Below are 21,758 nucleotides of genomic sequence, written 5' to 3'. Positions count from 1 at the left end.
CCGCCCCGGCGGCGCGGCTCACATACCGACCGCGTCGAACAGCTCGCTGATCTCCTGGGCGCTCAGCTGGCGCATCGTGCCCGGCTTGAGTTTACCGAGCCTGACCGGCCCGATCTCGGTTCTCACCAGTTCCTTCACCGGGTGTCCCACCTCTTCGAGCAGCCGCCGCACGATGTGCTTACGGCCCTCGTGCAGGGTCACCTGGACCATGGCGCGGTTGCCCGTGGCGTCCACGACCGAGAAGTCGTCGACCTCGACGAGGCCGTCCTCCAGCTCCACGCCGCGGCGCAGCCGGCGGCCGAGCTGGCGGTCGACCGGGCCCGGCACCACCGCGACGTAGGTCTTGGGGACCTTGTAGCGGGGGTGGGTGAGCCGGTTGGCCAGTTCCCCGTCGTTGGTGAGCAGCAGCAGGCCCTCGGTATCGACGTCCAGCCGCCCGACGTGGAACAGCCGCTCGTCCGACTCGGTGCTGTAGTCGGCGAGGGTGGGCCGCCCCTGGGGGTCCGACATGGTGCTGACCACGCCGCGCGGCTTGTTCAGCGCGTAGTAGAGCAGGTCGGGGGCGGTGGCGATGCGCATGCCGTCGACGCGGATCACCGAGGTGGCGGGGTCGACTCGGGCGCCGAAGCGCCGCACGATCTGGCCGTCTACCTCGACCCTGCCCTGGTGGATCAGCTCCTCGCTGGCGCGGCGGCTGGCCACGCCGGCCTGGGCCAGCACCTTCTGCAGCCGGATCCCGTCCGGCACGTCAGCATAGTCGTCGCGGTCGTGCTGGGTGATGCGGTCGCGCTCGTCGTCGGCGGCGTCGTACTCGGAGCGCAGCCGACGCAGGCGGTCGCGCGCCTGCGGCGAGAGCTCGGCCTCGTGCGCGGGGCCGCCGGCCTCGCGGCCGGGCGGCTGGCCGTCGCGGCGCGGCGCGCCGCCCGCGGCGCGGCCGGTGCGGTCGCGCCGCGAATCGCCCGCGGTGGTCTGCTTCTTGGAGGCGGAGCCGGAGCGGCCGGAACCGCCCGAGGGCTTACGCGGAGGTGTGCTCACCGGTTTCTTCGAGACCTTCGATGTCGTCGGGCAGGAACGGGGCCAGGTCGGGCAGCTCGTCCAGCGCGCGCAGGCCGAGACGCTCCAGGAAATAGCCGGTCGTGCGGTACAGGATCGCTCCGGACTCGCGTTCGTGTCCGGCCTCCTCGACCAGGCCCCTCAGTACGAGGGTACGCATGACTCCGTCGCAGTTGACACCGCGCACGGCCGAGACGCGCGCGCGGCTGACCGGCTGGCGGTAGGCGACGACGGCCAGCGTCTCCAGCGCCGCCTGGGTGAGCCGCACCTGCTGGCCGTCGCGGACGAAGCGCTCGACCTCGGCGGCGTAGTCGGCGCGGGTGTAGAAGCGCCAGCCGCCGGCCGCCTCGCGCAGGTCGAAGCCGCGGCCCGCCTCGGTGTACTCGGCGGACAGGGCGCGCAGCAGCTCGCGGACGCGCTCGGCCGGGGTGTCCAGCACCTCGGCGAGGACGCTTTCGGCGACCGGCTCGTCCACGACCAGCACGATCGCCTCGATGGCGGCGCGCAGCCGCGCCTCCTCGCCGGCCGCCGGGCCGGGTGCGGCGGAATCGGTCATGGGCCGTCCTCCTCGGGCGGGTCGTCGTCGGAACGGGTGCGGCCGTAGTCGTCGGCGACCGCGACGGAGCCGTCGCCGCTGCCGGTCCACCGCACCCGCAGCTCGCCAAGCGGCTCGGCCTGCTCGAAGCCGACGGACGCGGCGCGGTACAGCTCCAGCAGGGCCAGGAAGCGGGCCACCACCTCGAAGGTGCCCGCGCAGTCGCCGGTCAGCTCGGCGAAGGTGGCGTCGCCGAGGCGCCGCAGCTGCTCCACCAGGATCGCCGCCTGCTCCTGCACACTGGCCCTGGGGTCGTGCACATGCGCCACCGACACGGTCGGCGGCTCGCGCGGGGTGAGGGTGCGGGCGGCCAGCCGGGCGAACTCCTGCGGGCCCAGCCGGATCAGCACCTCCGGCATCAGCTCGGCGAAGGCCGGCTCCATCGGCACCAGCCGCGGGTAGCGGCGGCCCGCCTCGGCGATCCTGGCCGCCAGCACCGCGGCCGCCTCCTTGTAGGCGCGGTACTGCAGCAGCCGGGCGAAGAGCAGGTCGCGCGCCTCCAGCAGCGCCAGGTCCTCCTCGTCCTCGACCTCGCCCGAGGGCAGCAGCCGGGCGGCCTTGAGGTCGAGCAGGGTGGCGGCGACCAGCAGGAAGTGGCTGGCGTCGTCGAGGTCCCACTCGCTGCCGTAGGAGCGGATGTAGGCGATGAACTCGTCGGTGACCTGCGAGAGCGCCACCTCGGTGATGTCCAGCTTGTGCTTGGCGATCAGGCCGAGCAGCAGGTCGAAGGGGCCCTCGAAGACGTCGAGGTGCACGCGGAAGCCGGAGTCGTCGCCGGGCGCGGCGGCGTCCGGCGGGCCGGCCGGGCCCTCGGGCGCGGCCGGCTCGCCGGTACCGGTGGTGTCGGTGCTGCTCAAGGCGTCCTAGCGGTCCGGGCCGCTCAGGCGGCGGCCCCTGTCGGTGCGGGTGCCGGCCTCACGCCTCGTTGAGCCGGCGGACCAGCGTGCTGCGCTCCCCATTCTCCTCGAAGTCGGCCAGCAGCTCGGCCACCGCGGTCCGCACCACCTTGCCGCGGTCGGCGACCAGGCCGTGGGTGGCGCGCAGCCGCAGCCGCGCGTGCTCCAGCGCCAGCAGCTCCTCACCGGAGATGTAGACGGTGATCTTCTCGTCGCGGCGCTGCCGCGCCGCGCGGGCCTCGGCCGTGCGCAGCTGCGGCCGGCCGTGGTCGGCGCCCGCCCCCGCGGACGCCTCCGCCACCGGGGTCGTCGGCCGGAACAGCTCGGCGGCCCCGGGCAGGTTCACCCGGCGGGCGGCCACTTGGCGATCACCTCCTTGGCCAGGTCGCGGTAGGCGCTCGCCCCTGCCGACGAGGAGTCGTAGCTGGTGATGGGCTCACCGGCCACGGTGGCGTCCGGGAAGCGCACCGTGCGGTTGATGACGGTGTGGTACACCCGCTCCCCGAAGCCGTCGATGATGGTCGCCAGCACCTCCCGCGCGTGCAGGGTGCGCGGGTCGTACATCGTGCCGAGGAAGCCGTCGATCTCCAGCCGGTCGTTCAGCCGCTCCTGCACCTTGGTGATGGTCTCCATCAGCAGCGCCACCCCGCGCAGTGCGAAGAACTCGCACTCCAGCGGCACGATCACCCCGTCGGCGGCGGTGAGCGCGTTGATGGTGAGCAGGCCCAGCGACGGCTGGCAGTCGATCAGCACCACGTCGTAGTCGGGCAGCACCGGTTCGAGCGCCCGGCCCAGGACGTGCTCGCGCCCCACCTCGGGCACCAGCTGGATCTCGGCGCCCGACAGCATGATGTTGCTGGGCACCATGTCCATGCCGGCGACATTGGTCTTCAGCAGCACGTCGTCGACGGTGATGCTGGAGTCCATCAGCAGTTCGTAGACGGTCAGATCGAGTTCGCGCGGGTCCAGCCGGCCCAGGCCGACGGAGAGCGCGCCCTGCGGGTCGAAGTCGACCAGCAGCACCTTGCGCCCCAGCTCGGCGAGTGCGGCGCCCAGGTTGATGGTGGTGGTGGTCTTGCCCACCCCTCCCTTTTGGTTGCAGACGGCGACCACCCGCGCCGGGCCGTGGTGCTCCAACGGCTCCGGTGTGGGAAAGTCCGGTTTCGGTCGATCGATGGCCCCCAGTGCCGCCCCCTCGTGCGTGGTGCCCCAGGGGTTAGTCCGTCTGTCGGTCGTCTCGTTCTCGGTCCCGGCGGTGACCGCCTCGGGACCCTCGTACGCAGACCCAGTCACTAGCCCCTGACCCTCTCTCGCGGCCCGGCGAACGCGGGCGCCTACCGATGACCCGGCCGGTGGAGCGATCCGCTCAGCTCCCCCTGGCGCGCATCGACCCCCGGCCCGGTACTACCCCCCGTTTACCTTGCCGTCGTCCGGTGACTCTAGGTCTGAAACAGCCCACCAGCAAGCCAACACACAGGCCGGGGCCGAGCCGGTGTCAGCGGGGTGCCCGCGCGCGGGGGTGCGCGGCGGCGTAGACCTCGCGCAGCCGGTCGGCGGTGACCAGGGTGTAGATCTGCGTGGTGGTCACCGAGGCGTGCCCCAGCAGCTCCTGCACGACGCGCACGTCGGCGCCGCCGTCGAGCAGGTGGGTGGCGAAGGAGTGCCGCAGGGTGTGCGGGGAGACGCCGGCCAGCCCGGCCCGCTCGGCGGCGGCGCGCAGCACCCCCCAGGCGCCCTGGCGGGTCAGCCGGCCGCCGCGCGCGTTGAGGAAAAGCGCGGGGGTGCCCGTGCCGGCCGAGGCGAGCACCGGCCTGGCCCTGACCAGGTAGGCGTCGAGCGCGCGGCGGGCGTAGCGGCCCACCGGCACCACCCGCTCGCGGCCCCCCTTGCCGCGGAAGCGCACCACGTGCACGTTGTCGGCGCGCAGCCGCTCGAAGTCGTCGACGTCCAGGCCGACGGCCTCCGACACCCGCGCGCCGGCGCCGTAGAGCAGTTCGAGCAGCGCGCGGTCGCGCAGCGCGCGGGGGTCCTCGCCGGCTCCGGCGGCGGCCAGCAGCGCCTCGACCTCGGCCAGCGGGATGGAGCGGGGCAGCCTGCGCGGCGCGGTGGGCGGGGCGACCTGCCCGGCGGGGTCGTCGGCGCGCAGCCCCTCGCGGGCGGCGAAGCGGTGCAGGCCGCGCACGGCCGACAGGGCGCGGGCCGCCGAGGCCGCGCCGAGCGGCGGGTGCTCGTCGTCGCCCTCGCGCAGCCGCCGCAGGTGCGCGGTGATGTCGGCCTCGGTGACCGCGGGCAGCTCGCGCCGCCCGCCGCGGCGCAGCCCGGCCGCGTAGCGGGCCAGGTCGCGCCGGTAGGCCGCCAGGGTGTTGGCGGCCAGCCCCCGCTCCACCGCGAGGTGGTCGAGGTACCCGTCGACGGCGGCGTCCAGGGCGTCGGGTACGGGTTCGGGTCTGCCCACGGCCCCGCCCGTCAGGCGGGACCGGCGGCGGGGAGGGCGGCGAAGTCGGTGGCGGCGGCGTCCGCGGCGAGCAGGCCGGCGGCGGCGATGCCGTTGTGGATCTCGCCGGCCAGCACCTTGCGGACGGCGTCGCGCAGCGGTACCCGAGCGAGGCGCAGGTCGGCCTCCTCGTGCACCCGGACGAAGCCGTCGGCGGCCGGCAGCGGGCTGAGCCGCCTGGCCAGGAAGATGTGCACCCGCTCGTCGGAGATGCCGGGCGAGGGCAGCAGGTCGAGCAGGACGCGCCAGTCGTCGGCCTGGTGGCCGGTCTCCTCGGCGAGTTCGCGCTGCGCGGTGCGCAGCGGCGGCTCGCCCTCGACATCGCGCAGCCCGGCGGGGATCTCCCACAGCCGCATGCCGGCGGCGTGGCGGTACTGGCGGACCAGCAGCGCCTGCCCGGCGTCGTCGAGGGCCACCACCGCGACCGAGCCGGGGTGGGTGACGATGTCGCGGCGGACCCGTTCGGGGCCGTCGACGCCGGGCAGGTCGAGCTCGTCGGTGCGGACGCTGGCGAAGGCGCCGCGCCACCGGGTCTCGCCGCGCCGCGAGGGGTAGAGGCCGGGCTCGTCGCGGACCCGGGCGAGGTCGCCGATCTCGGGCGGACGGTTCACGAGCCGGACTCCGCGCCGCCGGGGTGCTCGGCCCGGTAGTCGAGCGCGGCGCGGGCCAGGCCGACGAAGAGGGGGTGCGGGCGGGTGGGGCGGGAGCGCAGCTCGGGGTGGGCCTGGGTGGCGACGAAGAAGGGGTGCTGCCGCCGGGGCAGCTCGACGTACTCCACCAGGCGGCCGTCCGGGGAGAGCCCCGAGAAGACCAGTCCGGCCTTCTCCAGCTGCTCGCGGTAGGCGTTGTTCACCTCGTAGCGGTGGCGGTGCCGCTCGGAGACGCGGGGCCGGCCGTAGAGCTCGGCGACGATGCTGCCCTCGGCGAGGTCGGCCGGGTAGAGGCCGAGCCGCATGGTGCCGCCCATGTCGCGCTCGCCGGCCACCACGTCGGTCTGGTCGGCCATGGTGGCGATGACGGGGTGCACGGGCTGGTCGTCGAACTCGGTGCTGTCGGCGCCGTCGAGGCCGGCCAGTGAGCGGGCCGCCTCGATGACCATGCACTGCAGGCCCAGGCAGAGCCCGAGCAGCGGGACGCGGTTCTCGCGGGCGTAGCGGATCGCGCCGAGCTTGCCCTCGATGCCGCGCACGCCGAAGCCGCCGGGGATGAGCACGCCGTGCGCCCCGCGCAGGGCCTGCTCGGCGCCCTCGGGGGTGGAGCAGTCGTCGCTGGCCACCCAGCGGATGGCCACCCGGGTGTCGTTGCCGAAGCCGCCGGCGCGCAGCGCCTCGGTGACCGACAGGTAGGCGTCGGGCAGGTCGATGTACTTGCCGACCAGCGCGATGGTCACCTCATGGGCGGGGGTGCGGACCCGGCGCAGGAGGTCGTCCCACTCCGCCCAGTCGACATCGCGGAAGGGCAGGTCGAGGCGGCGCACGACGTAGGCGTCCAGGCCCTCGCGGTGCAGCACCTTGGGGATCTCGTAGATGGAGGCGGCGTCGGGCGCGGAGACCACGCCGCCCTCGTCCACGTCGCACATCAGGCTGATCTTGTTCTTCAGGCTCTGCGAGATCGGCCGGTCGGAGCGGCAGACGATCGCGTCGGGCTGGATGCCCAGGGTGCGCAGGGCGGCGACGGAGTGCTGGGTGGGCTTGGTCTTCAGCTCGCCGGCCGGGCCGATGTAGGGCAGCAGCGAGACGTGCAGGAAGAAGCAGTTCTGCCGGCCGATCTCGTGCCGGATCTGCCGGACCGCCTCCAGGAAGGGCTGCGACTCGATGTCGCCGACGGTGCCGCCGACCTCGGTGATGACCAGGTCGACGTCCTCGCCGGCCATCGCGTAGATGCGCGCCTTGATCTCGTTGGTGATGTGCGGGATCACCTGGACGGTGTCGCCGAGGTAGGCGCCGCGGCGCTCCTTGGCGATGACGCTGGAGTAGATCTGGCCGGTGGTGACATTGGCGGAACCGGACAGCTCGGTGTCGAGGAAGCGCTCGTAGTGGCCGACGTCGAGGTCGGTCTCGGCGCCGTCGTCGGTGACGAAGACCTCGCCGTGCTGGAAGGGGTTCATCGTGCCGGGGTCGACGTTGAGGTACGGGTCCAGCTTCTGCATGGTGACCCGGAGTCCGCGCAGCTTGAGCAGCCGGCCGAGGCTGGACGCGGTGAGTCCCTTGCCGAGGCTGGACGCGACGCCACCGGTGACGAACAGATGCTTGGTGGTCGCGGCTGCCAAGTGATTCTCCCGTGGTCGAGTTCGGGCTCTGAAGTCCACGGGCCACCAGGATAACAGGCGGCGGCGGGCGCGCAGGTCACCGAGGTGCCGCGCGCCCCGCCGCTGGGCGGGTCCGCCCGGGGGCCGGGCGGACCCGCGGCGGCTACTCGGGCTTGGTGGGCTCGTAGACGGCGATGTCGGCGCCGTGCGCGATGACCAGTTCGCTGCCGGGGCCGAAGGCGAGCGCGGCCACCGGGTTGGGCATGACCAGTTCGGTGACGCTGCGGCCGACCCGCAGGTCCCAGACGCGCACGTAGCCCTGGGCGCTGGAGGTGGCGGCCAGGGACTGGCCCTCGAAGCTGCCCACGGTGATGGCGGTGACCGCCGAGGCGTAGCCGCGCAGCTGGCCCAGCCGGGTGCCGGTGGCGAGGTTCCAGGCCCACAGCTCGCCGCCGTCGCCGCCGCTGACCGCGACCCGCACCCCGCCGACGTCGGTGACGGCGAGGGCGCTGACGGGGTCGGAGTGGCCGCTGAACTCGGCCAGCTGGGTGCCGTCGAGGAGGTCCCACATCTTCAGGCCGCCGCTGACGCTGCCGGTGACCACGGTGGTGCGGCCCTTGATCTCGGTCACCTCGATGACCGAGACCGGGGCGCTGTGCGCGGAGATGACGGTCTGCTCGGCGCCGGTGGCGAGGTCCCACACGTGCAGGTTGCCCTCGTCGTCGCCGCCGAGGCCGAAGGTGCGCTCGCCGGCGGGGGCGGTGCCGACGACGACCCGCTGCATGCCCTGGAGCGGCCCGCGGAAGATGTGGAAGCGGCCTCTTCGGTGGCTGGCGACGCCGGTGCGCAGGTCCCACAGGTCGACCACGCCGGAGTCGTCGGCGGTGGCGACGCAGGGCTTCCCGGCGACCTCGGTGAACAGGCCGGCGATGAAGCGGTCGCTGGCCGAGCCGATGGCGGCCACCTCGGTGCCGGTGGCGAGGTCGGTGACCTTGGCGGCCGGCGCGTCGGGCGAGCCGCTGACCATCACGGGGCGGCCGGCGACGCTGCCCGCCACCAGCCAGGCCGGTTCGCCGACCCGGGTGACGGCCTGGGCGGGGCTGCCGGTGGCGATGTCCCAGACGCGGGCGGTGCCGTCCTGGCCGGCGGTGACGACCACGGAGCGCTCCCCGACGCGGGCGCGGCCCAGGGTGGTGACCGGTGCCTCGTGGCCGGGAACGCTGGGGTGCGCGACGGCGTGGGCGAGGTCCCACAGCACCAGCTCGCCGGAGGTGTGGCCGGTGACGGCCACCGGGCCGTCCTCCAGCTGGATCACCGAGAGCACCCGGGGCACCGAGGCGGCGCCGATGATGGCGGTGATCCAGTCGCCGGTGCCGGCGTTCCACAGGTGCAGGTTGCGGGATCCGGCGGTGACCAGGACGGGCTCGTCGTTGACCCGGGTGGCGGCGGCCAGGCCGCCGCCGCTGGAGATGTGGCAGCGCTGGGTGCGGGTGGCGAGGTCGCGCACTGACACGCCGCCGCGGTCGTCGAGGACGGCGACGGCCAGGCCGCCGGCGAGCCGGGCCGGCACCAGGGCGCTGGTGCCGCGGTGGGTGTCGGCCGACAGCGGCTGGAAGGCGACGTCGGCCTGGTCCATGCGCCACTGCATCAGCTGCCCGGAGGCGTCGGCGACGATGGCGACCGGCCGCTGCCAGAGGTCCTCGGCGCAGGCGACCGCGGTGACGGCGTCGGCGGTGGAGCCGACCTTCTCGAAGCGCCGCTCGGCGAGGTTCCACACCGCGACGGTGCGGTCGTAGGCGAGCACCGCGCGCGGGATCCCGCCCGCGGTGGTGCAGTCCAGGGCGGTAGCCGGGACGGGGCCGGTGGAGACGAGGCTGCGCTCGCCGGTGTCCAGCCGCAGCATCCGCACGCCGCCCTCGGCGCCGCTGGTGACGGCGACGGGGTCGCCGCCGACGACGGTGCAGGCCAGGGCGCGCACCACCGTGTGGCCGCTGTCGTGCTCGGTGACGGCGCCCGACAGGAGGTCGACCACGCGCACCTTGCTGTCGTGGCCGCCGAGCACCGCGACGGGGCGGCCGGCCACCTCGGCGGGGGCCATCACGGTGATGGCGTCGGGCAGGGTGGCGATGACGTTGGGCAGCGCGGCGTCGGGGTGCGGGCCGGTGGTCCAGCGGCGCTGCCACAGCAGCGAGGCGGGGCTGGGCACCGGCCGGGGCGGGGCGCCGCCGTCAGGGCGCGGCTGCTGGGCGGGCTGCTCGGGCCGCTCCGCGGGCGCCTCGGCGGGCCGCTCGGCCGAGCGCTCCGCGGGCGGCACCGGGGCGGCGGCCGGGGGCGCGGCGGCGGGGACCGGGGCGGCGGCCGGCACGGAGGGCGCCGCGGGCTCGGCGGCGGGCGGTGCGACCGGCGCGGTGGCGCCCGGCTTGCGCTGCGGCAGCGGCTGGTGGCCCGGCTCGGGCTCAGAGCGGTGCGCGGCCGGCGGCTCGGCGGGCGCGGCGGCCGGAGCCGGCGGCTCGGCCGGCGGTTCGGGGCGGCGGGGCGGCTCGGCGGCGGCGGGCGGCTCGCCGCCCAGGCCGCTCTCGAAGCCAGAAGGCGCGTAGGGCGGCGGCGGCACCGGGTGCGCCTGGGCGGGCTCGCCCGGGGCGGCCGCGGGGACGGGCGGCGACCCGGCCGGACGCTCCTGGCCGCTGCGGTCGGCGGCGGGTCGCTGCTGGAGCCCCGCACCCTCACCGTCGTCCCCGCCGTACGGCGGCGGCGGAACGAAGTACTCGTGGGTCACCGCGGCGTCCCTTCTGGTGCTGTTTCGTTCATCGTGCCTGCGCATTGGACGCTACCGTGCCCGGCGTACCGGGAGGAACCTCCGCGGGGAAGCCTCCGGCGCGGCCGCGCAGCGCGGTCGGGCGGCCGCCCAGGCGCTCTCCCAGCCAGTCGCCGACGGCGGCGGTGCGGTCCTCGTCGGCACCGGTGGCGACGCCGGAGCGGTGCAGGGTGTAGAGCAGGTCCTCGGTGGCGATGTTGCCGGTGGCGGCGGGCGCGAAGGGGCAGCCGCCGAAGCCGCCGACGCTGGAGTCGAGCACCCGCACGCCCTCCTCGTAGGCGGTCCAGGCGTTGGCGTAGCCGGTGTTGCGGGTGTTGTGGAAGTGGCAGCGCAGCGCGACGCCGCCGACGGCCGCCCGCACCCGGCGGACCAGCGCGCGGACCTGGGCGGGCACGCCGACGCCGATGGTGTCGGCCAGCGCGATCTCGGCGGCGCCGGCCGCGGCGGCGCGCCGCGCGATCTCCACCACCCGCTCGGGCGGGGTCTCGCCGTCGAAGGGGCAGCCGAAGGCGGTGGAGATGGTGACGCTGACCGGCAGGCCGGCCGCGGCGGCCTCGGGGGCGATGGCGTCGAGGGCGGCCAGCATCTGCTCGACGGTGGCGCCCTGGTTGCGCACGGAGAAGCCGTCGGTGGCGGCGACCACCACATTGGCCTCGTGCACGCCGCCCGCCAGCGCGCGGTCCAGGCCGCGGCGGTTGAGCACCAGCCCGATGTAGCGGACGCCGGCCTCGCGGGGCAGCCCGGCCAGCACGGCCTCGGCGTCGGCGAGCTGCGGCACCCGCTTGGGGTTGACGAAGCTGACCGCCTCGATGCGGCGCAGGCCGGCGCGGACGCAGCGGGTGATCAGCTCGATCTTGTCCTCGGTGGACAGCACCGCCGACTCGTTCTGCAGGCCGTCGCGCGGACCGACCTCCACGATCTCCACCGGTTCGGGCGCGGGTGCGCCGCCTGCCTCCGCCATGGCCGTGGTCCCCTCCGCCTCGCCGCCTGGCAGCATGGTATTGGGTCGCGGCGAGCGCACCGGCGCCGCCGGCCGCCCGGCGTGCGCACCGGCGGCCGGAAGCGGCCGCGGCTCAGGCCCCCCGGGGCCGGTACCGGCCGAAGCCGCCCTCGGTATCGATCACCTGGCCGGTGATCCAGCGCGCCTCGTCGGTGGCCGGCCAGGCGATCAGCCGGGCGGGGTCGTCGGGCTCGCCGTAGCGGCCGAACGGGAACATCGGCCGCACCAAGGCCCGCGTCTCCTCGGTCGGGTACCCGGTGTCGACGGGGCCCGGGTCGACCCTGTTCAGCCGGATGCCCTGGTCGGCCGGCCCACCTGCGCTACCGGATCACCCGGTACCGGCTCGACGTGAGGACGCCGGCACCTCCGAGGTGCTCGTGGCGGACCTGCCGGGCGTCTCCGACGGCTTCCGTCCCCGACGGCCGCGGCCGGCTGCTGCTGCCCATGTATGAGCGGGTCGGCGCGCTCGACTCCTTCGTGCTCCCCAACGGCTCAGCCGCCAGATCGCGCTGCGGCCGCCCGCCTCCGCACTCATGGACGACGACGAGCCGCTGACCGGGTCGGTCCTGGTGCTCAGCGAGGACGGCGAGATCGTCGGACTGCACACCGGCTTCGCCCCGGCGCCCGCGAACGTCGTCCCGCACGGGGAGCGGTGGCTGCTGGGCTCACTGGCGGACCAGCCCGTGCGGGTGGTGCCCGCGCCCCGGTGAGGGCGCCGCGGCGCCGGCCCGGGTCTCAGCGCAGCGCGCCGACCGGGCGGACCTCCCAGGTGGTCCAGAGCGGGCGGTAGCCCATCCGGCTCCAGAAGGGGCCGCTGAGCGGGTTCGCCTGGGAGTAGTTCAGCAGGGTGACTCCGACGCCCTCGGCGTCCAGCCGGCGGTGGGCGTGGGCGACCAGCGCCGCGCCGGTGCCCCGGCCGCGCTCGTCGGCGGTGACCATGCCGTAGCCGATGTAGCCGGCCGGGCGGGCCGCGGCCAGCGGGGCCGCCCACCGGGCGCGCTCGGGCGGCGAGGCCCAGATCAGCCCGACCGCGCGGTCGTCGCGCTCGGCCAGCCAGACCCACGCGGGCTGGTAGCTCAGCGACTGCTCCAGCACCCGGTGGGTCTGCCGCTCGGTCTGCGGGCGGACCAGCACACCGCCGAAGTGCTGCTCGTAGTGGTGCTCCTCCATCAGCAGCTCCACCAGCACCGGGAGGTCGTCGACCCCGGCGGCGCGCACCCGCACCCCGGGCGGGGGCGCGGCGGGCACCTCGCCCCGGCCGGGCAGCCGCGCGGCCACCACGCCGTAGGGCTGCAGGCCGTGCCTGCGCAGCGCGCTGATCCCGGTGACGTCGCGGGAGGGCCAGGTGACGGCGGCGGCGGTCTCGGGGTCGCCGCGCTCGGGCACCATGTACAGCTGCTCGCGCCACATCGACAGCAGGGTGTCGAGGGTGGCCGCCGGATCGGCGCCGCCCACCAGCGGGGTGAGCCAGTGCTGGTCGCGTACCCCCCAGGTGAGGCCGGAGTCGCCCGGCTCCAGCACCGACCGCTGCATGGTGCCGGTGGCCCGAACCGTGCCGCCGGTGTCGCGCACGTAGATGACGTGCTCGTCCTCGGGGCGCGGGCGGCCCGGCGCGGGCAGCAGCCGGTCGCGCTCCCGCCACCGCCGGCCGACCTCCTCCACCAGCCGGTCCACGTTCTCGGCCCGACCCGTCGCGAGCTCGCACCACAGTGTGGTGACCTCGCGGGTGGTTACCGTCATACCGCCTCCCAGGGCCCCGTCCTCCGGTCCTCCGCACGGGTCGGCGGCGACCTCGGAGCCCCCCTCCCTGGATCCGCTACGGCCTGTTTCCGAACGACTACCGACGAGACATTAGCGTGCGCGCGCCGCATTGTCGCGTCGTTTCACCGCAAAAACGGCACATTGCCGAATTTGACGCTCGGTTTGGTGGCCTTCGGCGGACCGGGAGCCAGGGCGCCGGGCGGCTAGCCGATCCCGGCGGTGTCCATGCCCCTCAATTCGCGCTTCAATTCCTTGATCTCGTCGCGGAGCCGCGCGGCCAGCTCGAACTGCAGCTCAGCGGCGGCGGTGTGCATCTGATCCGACAGCTGCTCGATGAGCCCGGCCAGCTCCTCGCGCGGCCGCCCGGCCAGTTCGGCGGCGTGCCGGCCCACCTCGCCGACCCGCGAGGCCAGCCCCGGCACCGGCGCCTTGCCGCGGCTGCGCTGCCGCCCCGAGCCGCCCATCAGCTCGGCGGTGTCGGCGTCCTCGCGGGCCAGGCTGTCGAGGATGTCGGCGATCTTCTTGCGCAGCGGCTGGGGGTCGATGCCGTTCTCGGTGTTGTAGGCGATCTGCTTGGCGCGGCGGCGGCTGGTCTCGCCGATGGCCCGCTCCATGGACGGGGTGATCTGGTCGGCGTACATGTGGACCTGGCCGGCGACATTGCGCGCCGCGCGGCCGATGGTCTGGATCAGCGCCGACTCCGAGCGCAGGAAACCCTCCTTGTCGGCGTCCAGGATGGCGACCAGGGAGACCTCGGGCAGGTCCAGGCCCTCGCGGAGCAGGTTGATGCCGACCAGCACGTCGAACTCCCCCTGGCGCAGCTCCCGCAGCAGTTCGACCCGGCGCAGGGTGTCGACCTCGCTGTGCAGGTAGCGGACCTGGATGCCGAGTTCGAGCAGGTAGTCGGTGAGGTCCTCGGCCATCTTCTTGGTGAGCGTGGTGACCAGCACCCGCTCGTCGCGCTCGGCGCGCAGCCGGATCTCGTGCACGAGGTCGTCGATCTGGCCCTTGGTGGGCTTCACCACGACCTCGGGGTCGACCAGGCCGGTGGGCCGGATCACCTGCTCCACCACGTCGCCGCCCACCCGCTGCAGCTCGTAGGTGCCCGGGGTGGCCGACAGGTACACGGTCTGCCCGATGCGCTCGGTGAACTCCTCCCAGCGCAGCGGCCGGTTGTCCAGCGCCGAGGGCAGCCGGAAGCCGTGGTCGACCAGGGTGCGCTTGCGGGAGGCGTCGCCCTCGTACATGCCGCCGATCTGCGGCACGGTGACGTGGGACTCGTCGATGACGAGCAGGAAGTCCTCGGGGAAGTAGTCGAGCAGGGTGTTGGGGGCGGTGCCGGGCGCGCGGCCGTCGATGTGCCGGGAGTAGTTCTCGATGCCCGAGCAGCTGCCGATCTGGCGCATCATCTCGATGTCGTAGGTGGTGCGCATCCGCAGCCGCTGCGCCTCCAGCAGCTTGCCCGCGCCCTCCAGCTCCGCCAGCCGCTCGGCCAGCTCGGCCTCGATGGCGGCGACGGCCCGCTCCATCCGCTCCGCGCCCGCGACGTAGTGGGAGGCCGGGAAGATGTGCACCAGCTCGTCCTCGCCCAGCACCTCGCCGGTGAGGGGGTGCAGGGTCATCAGCCGCTCGATCTCGTCGCCGAACATCTCGATGCGGATGGCCAGCTCCTCGTAGACCGGGATGATCTCCACGGTGTCGCCACGCACCCGGAAGGTGCCGCGGGTGAAGGCGTGGTCGTTGCGGGCGTACTGCATCTCGACCAGCCGGCGCAGCAGCTTCTCGCGCTCGATCTCCTCGCCGACCCGCAGGGTCAGCATCCGGTCGACGTACTCCTGCGGGGTGCCCAGGCCGTAGATGCACGACACCGAGGCGACCACGATGGTGTCGCGCCGGGTGAGCAGGGAGTTGGTGGCGGAGTGGCGCAGCCGCTCCACCTCCTCGTTGATCGAGGAGTCCTTCTCGATGTAGGTGTCGCTCTGCGGGACGTAGGCCTCGGGCTGGAAGTAGTCGTAGTAGGAGACGAAGTACTCCACCGCGTTGTTCGGCAGCATCTCGCGCAGCTCGTTGGCGAACTGCGCCGCGAGGGTCTTGTTCGGCTGCATCACCAGGGTGGGCCGCTGCAGCCGCTCCACCAGCCAGGCGACCGTGGCGGTCTTGCCGGTGCCGGTGGCGCCCAGCAGCACGGTGTGCGGCTCGCCGGCGCGCACCCGCCGCTCCAGCTCCGCGATGGCCTTGGGCTGGTCGCCGGCCGGAGACATGGAGGTGACGACCTCGAACGGGGCCACCCTGCGCTGCAGATCGGTGACGGGTCGCATGGTGTACCGCCGATCGCTCGGGCCGGCCCCTGGTGGTCCGGCGTCTGCCTCCACGGTACGCGGCCGCGGTGACAACGAGGTGCGCGCGGACGAGCCGGTCGGCGGGCCGGCCGCGGCGTGCGCCGGGTGGCCGGCCGATAGGCTCGTTCCATGCTCAAGGTGGGACTGACGGGCGGCATCGGCTCGGGCAAGTCCGCGGTGGCGGCCCGGCTGGCCGCACGCGGCGCGGTGGTGGTCGACGCCGACCGGCTGGCCCGCGAGGCGGTCGAGCCGGGTACGCCGGGCCTCGCGGCCGTGGTCACGGAGTTCGGGCCCGGCGTGCTGCGCCCCGACGGCTCACTGGACCGCCCCGCCCTCGGCGAGATCGTGTTCGCCGACCCCGAGCGGCTGGCCGCGCTGAACGCGATCGTGCACCCGCTGGTCGGCGAGCGCAGCCGGGAGCTGATGGAGGCGGCGCCCCCGGACGCGATCGTCGTCTACGACGTGCCGCTGCTGGTCGAGAACGATCTCGCCGGGCTCTACGACCTGGTCGTGGTGGTCGACGTGCCGGTGGAGGTGCAGCTGCGGCGGCTGGCCGACGACCGGGGCATGGGCGAGGAGCAGGCCAGGGCCCGCATCGCGGCGCAGGCGGGCCGCGAGCGGCGCCGCGCCGTCGCCGACCTGGTCATCGACAACTCCGGCGGCCTCGACGAGCTCGACGAGCGGGTCGCCGCCGTGTGGGAGCGGCTGGTCGAGCGGGCGGGCGCCGGGGCGCGGCCCGCGGGCTGAGCCCGCCGGGCCTCAGGCCGGCGCGGGCCGCACCGCCCGCCGCAGGTGCACCAGGGTGAGGTGGTCGTCCATCCGCTCCCGCCCGGTCTCGGCGAAGCCGAAACCGCGGTAGAGCCGCAGGTCCTCGGCGCTCAGGTGGCCGGTGTGCACCACCAGGTCCTCGGCCTCGGGGGCGGCGGCCGCCACCGCGTCGGGCAGCGCCGCCAGCAGCGCGCGGCCCACCCCGCCGCCCTGCCGGTCGGGCGCCACCGCCAGCCGGCTCACCAGGCAGCTGCGTCCGGCCGGCAGCGCGCGCACCGCGCCCACCAGCCGGTGGCCGTCGAGCGCCTTGAGCGCCACCGCGCCGCGCTCGATGGCGGCGCGGATCTGCTCGGCGCTCTCCACCAGCGGCGCGATGAACGGGTCGCCGTACAGCTGCGCCTCGGCGACGAACGCGGCCCGCTGCACGGTCAGGATCTCGCCGGCGTCGCCCGGCTCGGCCGCCGCGATCACCACGGCAGGGGCGGTCGCCGCCATGCCGTACCCCACTCTCGTCGAAGGCCGAAGGGGCGGCCCCGGTGGTACGGGGCCGCCCCTTCGGACGGTTCACCTGCGGTCGGCCACGGCGGTCAGGACTCGCCGCCCGCCAGCTTCTCGCGGAGGGCCGCCAGCGCCTCGTCGGAGGCGAGCGCTCCTCCGACCGGGGCGTCCGACGACGGAGTCGGCTCGAAGGACGGCTCCTCGGTCTCGCCGGCCTCGGCCTTGCGGGCCTCCTCGATCTGGCGGCGGTGCTGCTCGAAGCGCTCCTGCGCCTCGGCGTACTGCCGCTCCCACTCCTCGCGCTGGGCGTCGAAGCCCTCGAGCCACTCGCCGGTCTCGGCGTCGAAGCCCTCGGGGTAGATGTAGTTGCCCTGCTCGTCGTAGGTGGCCGCCATGCCGTACAGGGTCGGCTCGAACTCGGTGGCCTCGGCGGCGGTCTCGTTCGCCTGCTTCAGCGAGAGGCTGATCCGGCGCCGGTCGAGGTCGATGTCGATGATCTTCACGAAGATGCTGTCGCCGACCTGCACGACCTGCTCGGGGATCTCGACGTGCCGCTCCGCCAGCTCGGAGATGTGCACCAGGCCCTCGATGCCCTCCTCGACCCGCACGAACGCGCCGAAGGGCACCAGCTTGGTGACCTTGCCCGGCACGATCTGGCCGATCTGGTGGGTGCGGGCGAACTGCTGCCAGGGGTCTTCCTGGGTCGCCTTGAGCGAGAGCGAGACGCGCTCGCGCTCCATGTCGACGTCGAGGACCTCGACGGTGACCTCCTGGCCCACCTCGACGACCTCGCTGGGGTGGTCGATGTGCTTCCAGGACAGCTCGGAGACGTGCACCAGGCCGTCGACGCCGCCCAGGTCCACGAAGGCGCCGAAGTTGACGATCGACGAGACGACGCCCTTGCGGATCTGGCCCTTCTGCAGGGTGTTCAGGAAGGTCTGGCGGACCTCCGACTGGGTCTGCTCCAGCCAGGCGCGGCGCGAGAGCACCACGTTGTTGCGGTTCTTGTCCAGCTCGATGATCTTGGCTTCGAGCTCGCGGCCGACGTAGGGCTGGAGGTCGCGCACGCGGCGCATCTCCACCAGCGAGGCCGGCAGGAAGCCGCGCAGGCCGATGTCGAGGATCAGGCCGCCCTTGACGACCTCGATCACCGTGCCGGTGACGATGCCGTCCTCGTCCTTGATCTTCTCGATGGTGCCCCAGGCGCGCTCGTACTGAGCGCGCTTCTTGGACAGGATGAGGCGGCCTTCCTTGTCCTCCTTCTGGAGGACCAGCGCCTCGATGTGGTCGCCGACGGCGACGACCTCACTCGGGTCGACGTCGTGCTTGATCGACAGCTCGCGTGAGGGGATCACACCCTCGGTCTTGTAGCCGATGTCGAGCAAGACCTCGTCTCGATCGACCTTCACGATGGTGCCTTCGACAATGTCACCGTCGTTGAAGTACTTGATGGTCTCGTCGATCGCCGCGAGGAAGGCTTCCTCGGAACCGATGTCGTTGACCGCTACCTTCGGTGTCGAGGTGGCCTCGGTGCTGCTCGTCATGTGTGGGTGGACTCCGGATGCGGACATGGGCGTATGGATTGCGCTGTTCGTTCCCGACTGCGTTCGCAGACGTGAACTCATAACGCACCGACCAGGATACGAGAGGCCGGGGCTCTGGGTCAATCGGCGGGCCGGGCCCTGCGGGCCTCCGCGCCGACGGATATACGCCTTGTCCGTGGTGGAGCGGCGGGGTCCGGTCGGATCCGGCACCCCGCGACGATCAGTCGCCGACATCCATAGTTATCGGTAACCCATCCTTGACGCAAGTGAGACATCCCACAGCTTGACATGCGGTTTCGCCGTGGTTTCGGGCGGATTCGGCCGAGCCGTCCGACGCGGCCGGGCCTCCCGCGGCGGCACCGGGCGGCTAGTGGGCGGCCTCGTGCCAGTCGGCGCCGACGCCGACGGAGACGGCGAGCGGCACCCGCAGGTCGTAGGCGCCGGCCATCCGCTCGCGCACCAGCGCGGTGACCTCCTCCAGCTCGCCGGGGAAGACCTCCAGGACCAGTTCGTCGTGGACCTGCAGCAGCATCCGGGAGCGGTGCCCGCCCGAGCGCAGCGCCTCGTCCACGCCGAGCATGGCCACCTTGATGATGTCGGCCGCCGAGCCCTGGATGGGCGCGTTCAGCGCCATCCGCTCGGCCATCTCGCGGCGCTGGCGGTTGTCGCTGTTGAGGTCGGGGAGGTAGCGGCGGCGGCCGAACATGGTCTCGGTGTAGCCGTCGCGCCGGGCCTGCAGCACGACCTCGTGCAGGTAGTCGCGGACCCGGCCGAACTGGGCGAAGTAGTCGTCCATCAGCCCGCGCGCCTCGTCGGGGGTGATGCCGAGCTGCTGGGAGAGGCCGAAGGCGCTCAGGCCGTAGGCCAGGCCGTAGTTCATCGCCTTGATCCGGGCCCTGGCCTCGCCGTCGACCTCGGTGGGGTCGAGTTTGAAGACCCGGGCCGCGATCTCGTTGTGGAAGTCGTGGCCGGAGCCGAAGGACTCGATCAGCGCCTCGTCGCCGGACATGTGCGCCATGATCCGCAGCTCGATCTGGCTGTAGTCGGCGGTGAGCAGCGACTCGTAGCCCTCGCCGACGACGAGCGCGCGCCGGATCCGGCGGCCCTCCTCGGTGCGGACGGGGATGTTCTGCAGGTTGGGCTCGGTGGAGCTGAGCCGGCCGGTGGCCGCGACGGTCTGGTTGTAGGTGGTGTGGATGCGGCCGTCGGCGGCGATGGTCTTGACCAGGCCCTCGACGGTGGTGCGCAGCCGGGTCTGATCGCGGTGGCGCAGCAGGATGACGGGGAGTTCGTTGTCGGTCTGGGCGGCCAGCCAGGCCAGCGCGTCGGCGTCGGTGGTGTAGCCGGTCTTGATCTTCTTGGTGGTGGGCAGGCCCAGCTCGGTGAAGAGGATCTGCTGCAGCTGCTTGGGCGAGCCGAGGTTGAACTCGCGGCCGACCACGCGGTGCGCCTCGGTGACGGCCTGGCGCACGGCGACGGCGAAGCCGGCCTCCAGCTCGTCGAGGTAGGCGCGGTCGGCGGCGATGCCGGTGCGCTCCATGTCGACCAGCACGCGGCTGAGCGGGAGTTCGAGCTCGTGCAGCAGCCGGACGCCGCCGCGCTGCTCCAGGCGGGCGTCCAGTGCCCCGGCGAGGTCGAGGGTGGCGCGGGCCCGCACGGCGAGGTCGTGCTGGGCGGCCTGGTCGGCGGCCTCGGCGGGGTCGCCGCCGTCGCCGGAGATGTCCAGGCTCAGCTGGGCGGCGTCGGAGGCGCGCTGCTCCAGCTCGCGGCTGAGGTAGCGGGTGCACAGGTCGCCGAGCGCGAAGGTGCGCTGGCCCGGCTGGACCAGGTAGGCGGCGAGCGCGGTGTCGCTGGTGAGGCCGCCCAGCCGCCAGCCGCGCGCGGCAAGGGCGAGCATCGGCCCCTTGGCGTCGTGGACGGCCTTGGGGTGCTGGTCGTCGGCGAGCCAGCCGGCCAGCGCCGCTTCGTCGCCGGGGTCGAGCAGCGCCGGGGAGATGTGGGCGGTGGCGCCGGAGGCGGTGGCGATCGCGAGGGCGGACACCTCGCCGCCGCCCTGGCCCCAGCTGCCCTCGAAGGCCAGCCCGGCGCGGGCGTTGCCGGCGGCGTGGGCGCCCAGCCAGCCGGCCACCTCGCCGGTGCCGAGCACGGTCAGCTCGACCTCGAAGCCGTCGTGGGAGGCGGTGCCCGGCTCCTCCTCGCCCATCACCGCGAACAGGCGGCCGCGCAGCTCGGTGTTGAACTCCAGGTTGTCCATCAGGGTGTTCACGCCCGCGCGGTCCCAGCCGTCGACGGTGAGGTCGTCGAGGCCGGCACCGATCTCGACGTCGCAGGTGAGCTCGTTGAGGCGGTGGTTGCGCAGGACGTCGCCGAGGTGTTCGCGCAGGCTGGCGCCGGCCTTGCCGGTGATCTCGTCGACGTGGGCGACCAGCTCGCCCAGGGAGCCGTACTTGGTGATCCACTTGGCGGCGGTCTTGGGGCCCACGCCCGGCACGCCGGGGAGGTTGTCGCTCTTCTCCCCCACCAGTGCGGCGAGGTCGCGGTAGCGCTCGGGGCGGACCCCGCTCTTGGCCTCGACCTCGTCGGGGGTCATCCGGGTGAGGTCGGACAGCGACTTGCCCGGGTACAGCACCACGCAGCCCTCGCCGACGAGCTGGAAGGTGTCGCGGTCGCCGGAGGCGATCACCACCTCCATGCCGCGCTCGCGGCCGCGGGTGGCCAGCGTGGCCACGATGTCGTCGGCCTCGAAGCCGGCCACCGACAGGCTCGCCACGCCGAGCAGGCCCAGCAGCTCCTGGAGCAGGCCCACCTGGCTGGGGAACTCGTGCGGGGTGTCGGCCCGCCCGGCCTTGTAGGCGCCGTACTCCTCGTCGCGCCAGGTGGGCTCGGAGCGGTCCCAGGCCACCGCGATGTGGGTGGGCCGCTCGTCGCGCATCAGCTTCACCAGCATGGAGGTGAAGCCGTACACGGCGTTGGTGGTCTGGCCGGTGGTCGTGACGAACCGGTCGGCGGGCAGGGCGTAGAACGCGCGGAAGGCCATGGAGTGGCCGTCGACGAGCAGCAGCCGCGCTTGGGGCTGCTGGTCGGCACCGGTCCTGGCGGGGGTCGTGTCGCTGGTCACCACACCGGAATCCTAGAGTGCTGGGATGACATCCGCCGTGCCCGCGGTGGCGCGTCCGCGGGATCGCCCGCGGTGGCGGGCCTTTCGCGGCCCGGTCCGTCCCGGTCCGGGCCGCCCGCGCCCGGTCCGCGGTCCGTCCGCGCCGCGCGGGCGCGGCGGCCACGACACGAAGGGGGCGCCATGAGCGCACCGGCGGCCGGTACCGGCCGACCGTTCCTGTGGGAGGGCGGCAACCCCGGCGGCGGCCTGGGCTCGTCCATGGGGATCGCGATCACCGAGGCGAGCGCCGAGCGGGTGGTCGGCACGATGCCGGTCGAGGGCAACACCCAGCCCTACGGGCTGCTGCACGGCGGCGCCTCGTGCGTGCTGGCCGAGACCCTCGGCTCGATCGGCTCGATGCTGCACGCCGGGCCCGACCGGATCGCGGTGGGGATCGAGATCAACGCCACCCACCACCGCGCGGCCAGGTCCGGCACCATCACCGGCACGGCCGTCCCGGTGCACCTGGGCCGCTCGCTGGCCACCTGGGAGATCGAGATCGCCGACGACGCCGGGCGCCGGGTGTGCACCTCCCGGCTCACCTGCATGATCCGCGACGCGCCGCCGGCGCCCGCGCCGGCGGAGTAGCG

At 74.0% G+C, this 21,758-nt stretch carries 19 protein-coding genes; 3 read left to right on the top strand and 16 right to left on the bottom strand.

The genetic code is table 11. The features are described 5' to 3' along the window. Positions 1–18 precede the first annotated feature (18 nt). The 11 genes from CLV72_RS14570 to CLV72_RS14520 form a co-directional block, all read right to left on the bottom strand. Positions 19–1,035 carry a pseudouridine synthase gene (locus CLV72_RS14570; protein WP_245930207.1) on the bottom strand — a complete coding sequence of 339 codons (1,017 nt, stop codon included), beginning with the start codon at positions 1,033–1,035 and terminating at the stop codon, positions 19–21. After that, entirely contained in the window at positions 1,016–1,609 is a 594-nt protein-coding gene (scpB, locus tag CLV72_RS14565; RefSeq protein WP_106245978.1) for an SMC-Scp complex subunit ScpB, read from the bottom strand. Before scpB ends, CLV72_RS14570 begins: the two co-directional genes overlap by 20 nt. Further along, entirely contained in the window at positions 1,606–2,403 is a 798-nt protein-coding gene (locus tag CLV72_RS14560) for a segregation and condensation protein A (protein WP_245930258.1), read from the bottom strand. The genes scpB and CLV72_RS14560 overlap by 4 nt, the downstream gene beginning before the upstream one ends. Before the next feature lie 160 nt (positions 2,404–2,563). Further along, positions 2,564–2,905: a hypothetical protein gene (locus CLV72_RS14555; RefSeq protein WP_245930206.1), complete on the bottom strand. Its 342-nt coding sequence runs from the start codon at positions 2,903–2,905 to the stop codon at positions 2,564–2,566. Next, positions 2,887–3,837 carry a ParA family protein gene (locus tag CLV72_RS14550; RefSeq protein ID WP_106245973.1) on the bottom strand — a complete coding sequence of 317 codons (951 nt, stop codon included), beginning with the start codon at positions 3,835–3,837 and terminating at the stop codon, positions 2,887–2,889. The genes CLV72_RS14555 and CLV72_RS14550 overlap by 19 nt, the downstream gene beginning before the upstream one ends. Positions 3,838–4,039: 202 nt before the next feature. Then, positions 4,040–4,999, bottom strand: a complete 960-nt coding sequence (locus CLV72_RS14545) for a site-specific tyrosine recombinase XerD (RefSeq protein WP_245930205.1) — start codon at positions 4,997–4,999, stop codon at positions 4,040–4,042. A gap of 11 nt (positions 5,000–5,010) precedes the next feature. Continuing rightward, entirely contained in the window at positions 5,011–5,649 is a 639-nt protein-coding gene (locus tag CLV72_RS14540; RefSeq protein ID WP_245930204.1) for an NUDIX domain-containing protein, read from the bottom strand. Beyond that, a complete protein-coding gene (locus tag CLV72_RS14535; protein ID WP_106245970.1) occupies positions 5,646–7,307 on the bottom strand; it encodes a CTP synthase in 1,662 nt (553 codons plus the stop codon). The genes CLV72_RS14540 and CLV72_RS14535 overlap by 4 nt, the downstream gene beginning before the upstream one ends. A gap of 142 nt (positions 7,308–7,449) precedes the next feature. Further along, positions 7,450–10,062 (bottom strand): WD40 repeat domain-containing protein, encoded by a 2,613-nt coding sequence (locus CLV72_RS32220; RefSeq protein ID WP_106245967.1) that lies wholly within the window; start codon positions 10,060–10,062, stop codon positions 7,450–7,452. Between the two features lie 28 nt (positions 10,063–10,090). Next, on the bottom strand, positions 10,091–11,062 hold the full coding sequence (locus CLV72_RS14525) for a hydroxymethylglutaryl-CoA lyase (RefSeq protein ID WP_106245965.1): 972 nt from the start codon (positions 11,060–11,062) through the stop codon (positions 10,091–10,093). A 112-nt stretch (positions 11,063–11,174) separates the two neighbouring features. Next, positions 11,175–11,396: an SDR family oxidoreductase gene (locus CLV72_RS14520; protein WP_106245962.1), complete on the bottom strand. Its 222-nt coding sequence runs from the start codon at positions 11,394–11,396 to the stop codon at positions 11,175–11,177. A 238-nt stretch (positions 11,397–11,634) separates the two neighbouring features. On the opposite strand from CLV72_RS14520, the gene CLV72_RS32215 reads away from it, so the two are divergent. Beyond that, the gene (locus CLV72_RS32215) at positions 11,635–11,811 is read left to right on the top strand and encodes a hypothetical protein (protein WP_170140981.1); all 177 of its coding nucleotides are present in this window, start codon (positions 11,635–11,637) and stop codon (positions 11,809–11,811) included. A 25-nt stretch (positions 11,812–11,836) separates the two neighbouring features. Here the strand turns inward: CLV72_RS32215 and CLV72_RS14515 are convergent, their stop codons facing one another. Both CLV72_RS14515 and uvrB read right to left on the bottom strand, forming a co-directional pair. Continuing rightward, a complete protein-coding gene (locus tag CLV72_RS14515; RefSeq protein WP_146159454.1) occupies positions 11,837–12,841 on the bottom strand; it encodes a GNAT family N-acetyltransferase in 1,005 nt (334 codons plus the stop codon). A 224-nt stretch (positions 12,842–13,065) separates the two neighbouring features. Next, positions 13,066–15,180: an excinuclease ABC subunit UvrB gene (gene uvrB, locus CLV72_RS14510; RefSeq protein ID WP_106245959.1), complete on the bottom strand. Its 2,115-nt coding sequence runs from the start codon at positions 15,178–15,180 to the stop codon at positions 13,066–13,068. 150 nt (positions 15,181–15,330) lie between these two features. Here uvrB and coaE point away from each other — a divergent pair, with 150 nt between their 5' ends. Further along, positions 15,331–15,948 carry a dephospho-CoA kinase gene (gene coaE, locus CLV72_RS14505; RefSeq protein WP_106245957.1) on the top strand — a complete coding sequence of 206 codons (618 nt, stop codon included), beginning with the start codon at positions 15,331–15,333 and terminating at the stop codon, positions 15,946–15,948. A gap of 12 nt (positions 15,949–15,960) precedes the next feature. On the opposite strand, the gene CLV72_RS14500 is transcribed toward coaE, so the two are convergent. The 3 genes from CLV72_RS14500 to polA form a co-directional block, all read right to left on the bottom strand. Then, positions 15,961–16,464, bottom strand: a complete 504-nt coding sequence (locus CLV72_RS14500) for a GNAT family N-acetyltransferase (RefSeq protein ID WP_106245955.1) — start codon at positions 16,462–16,464, stop codon at positions 15,961–15,963. Positions 16,465–16,556: 92 nt separating this feature from the next. After that, a complete protein-coding gene (rpsA, locus tag CLV72_RS14495; RefSeq protein ID WP_106245953.1) occupies positions 16,557–18,011 on the bottom strand; it encodes a 30S ribosomal protein S1 in 1,455 nt (484 codons plus the stop codon). Between the two features lie 367 nt (positions 18,012–18,378). Further along, on the bottom strand, positions 18,379–21,132 hold the full coding sequence (gene polA, locus CLV72_RS14490; RefSeq protein ID WP_425428070.1) for a DNA polymerase I: 2,754 nt from the start codon (positions 21,130–21,132) through the stop codon (positions 18,379–18,381). A gap of 177 nt (positions 21,133–21,309) precedes the next feature. Here polA and CLV72_RS14485 point away from each other — a divergent pair, with 177 nt between their 5' ends. Continuing rightward, on the top strand, positions 21,310–21,756 hold the full coding sequence (locus tag CLV72_RS14485) for a PaaI family thioesterase (RefSeq protein ID WP_106245950.1): 447 nt from the start codon (positions 21,310–21,312) through the stop codon (positions 21,754–21,756). Positions 21,757–21,758 lie beyond the last annotated feature (2 nt).

Source organism: Allonocardiopsis opalescens (assembly GCF_003002095.1).
In the GTDB taxonomy this organism is placed as follows: Bacteria; Actinomycetota; Actinomycetes; order Streptosporangiales; family Streptosporangiaceae; genus Allonocardiopsis; species Allonocardiopsis opalescens.
Note: the sequence above shows the minus strand (reverse complement) of the source record. Positions and strands in the feature narration are given on the sequence as shown.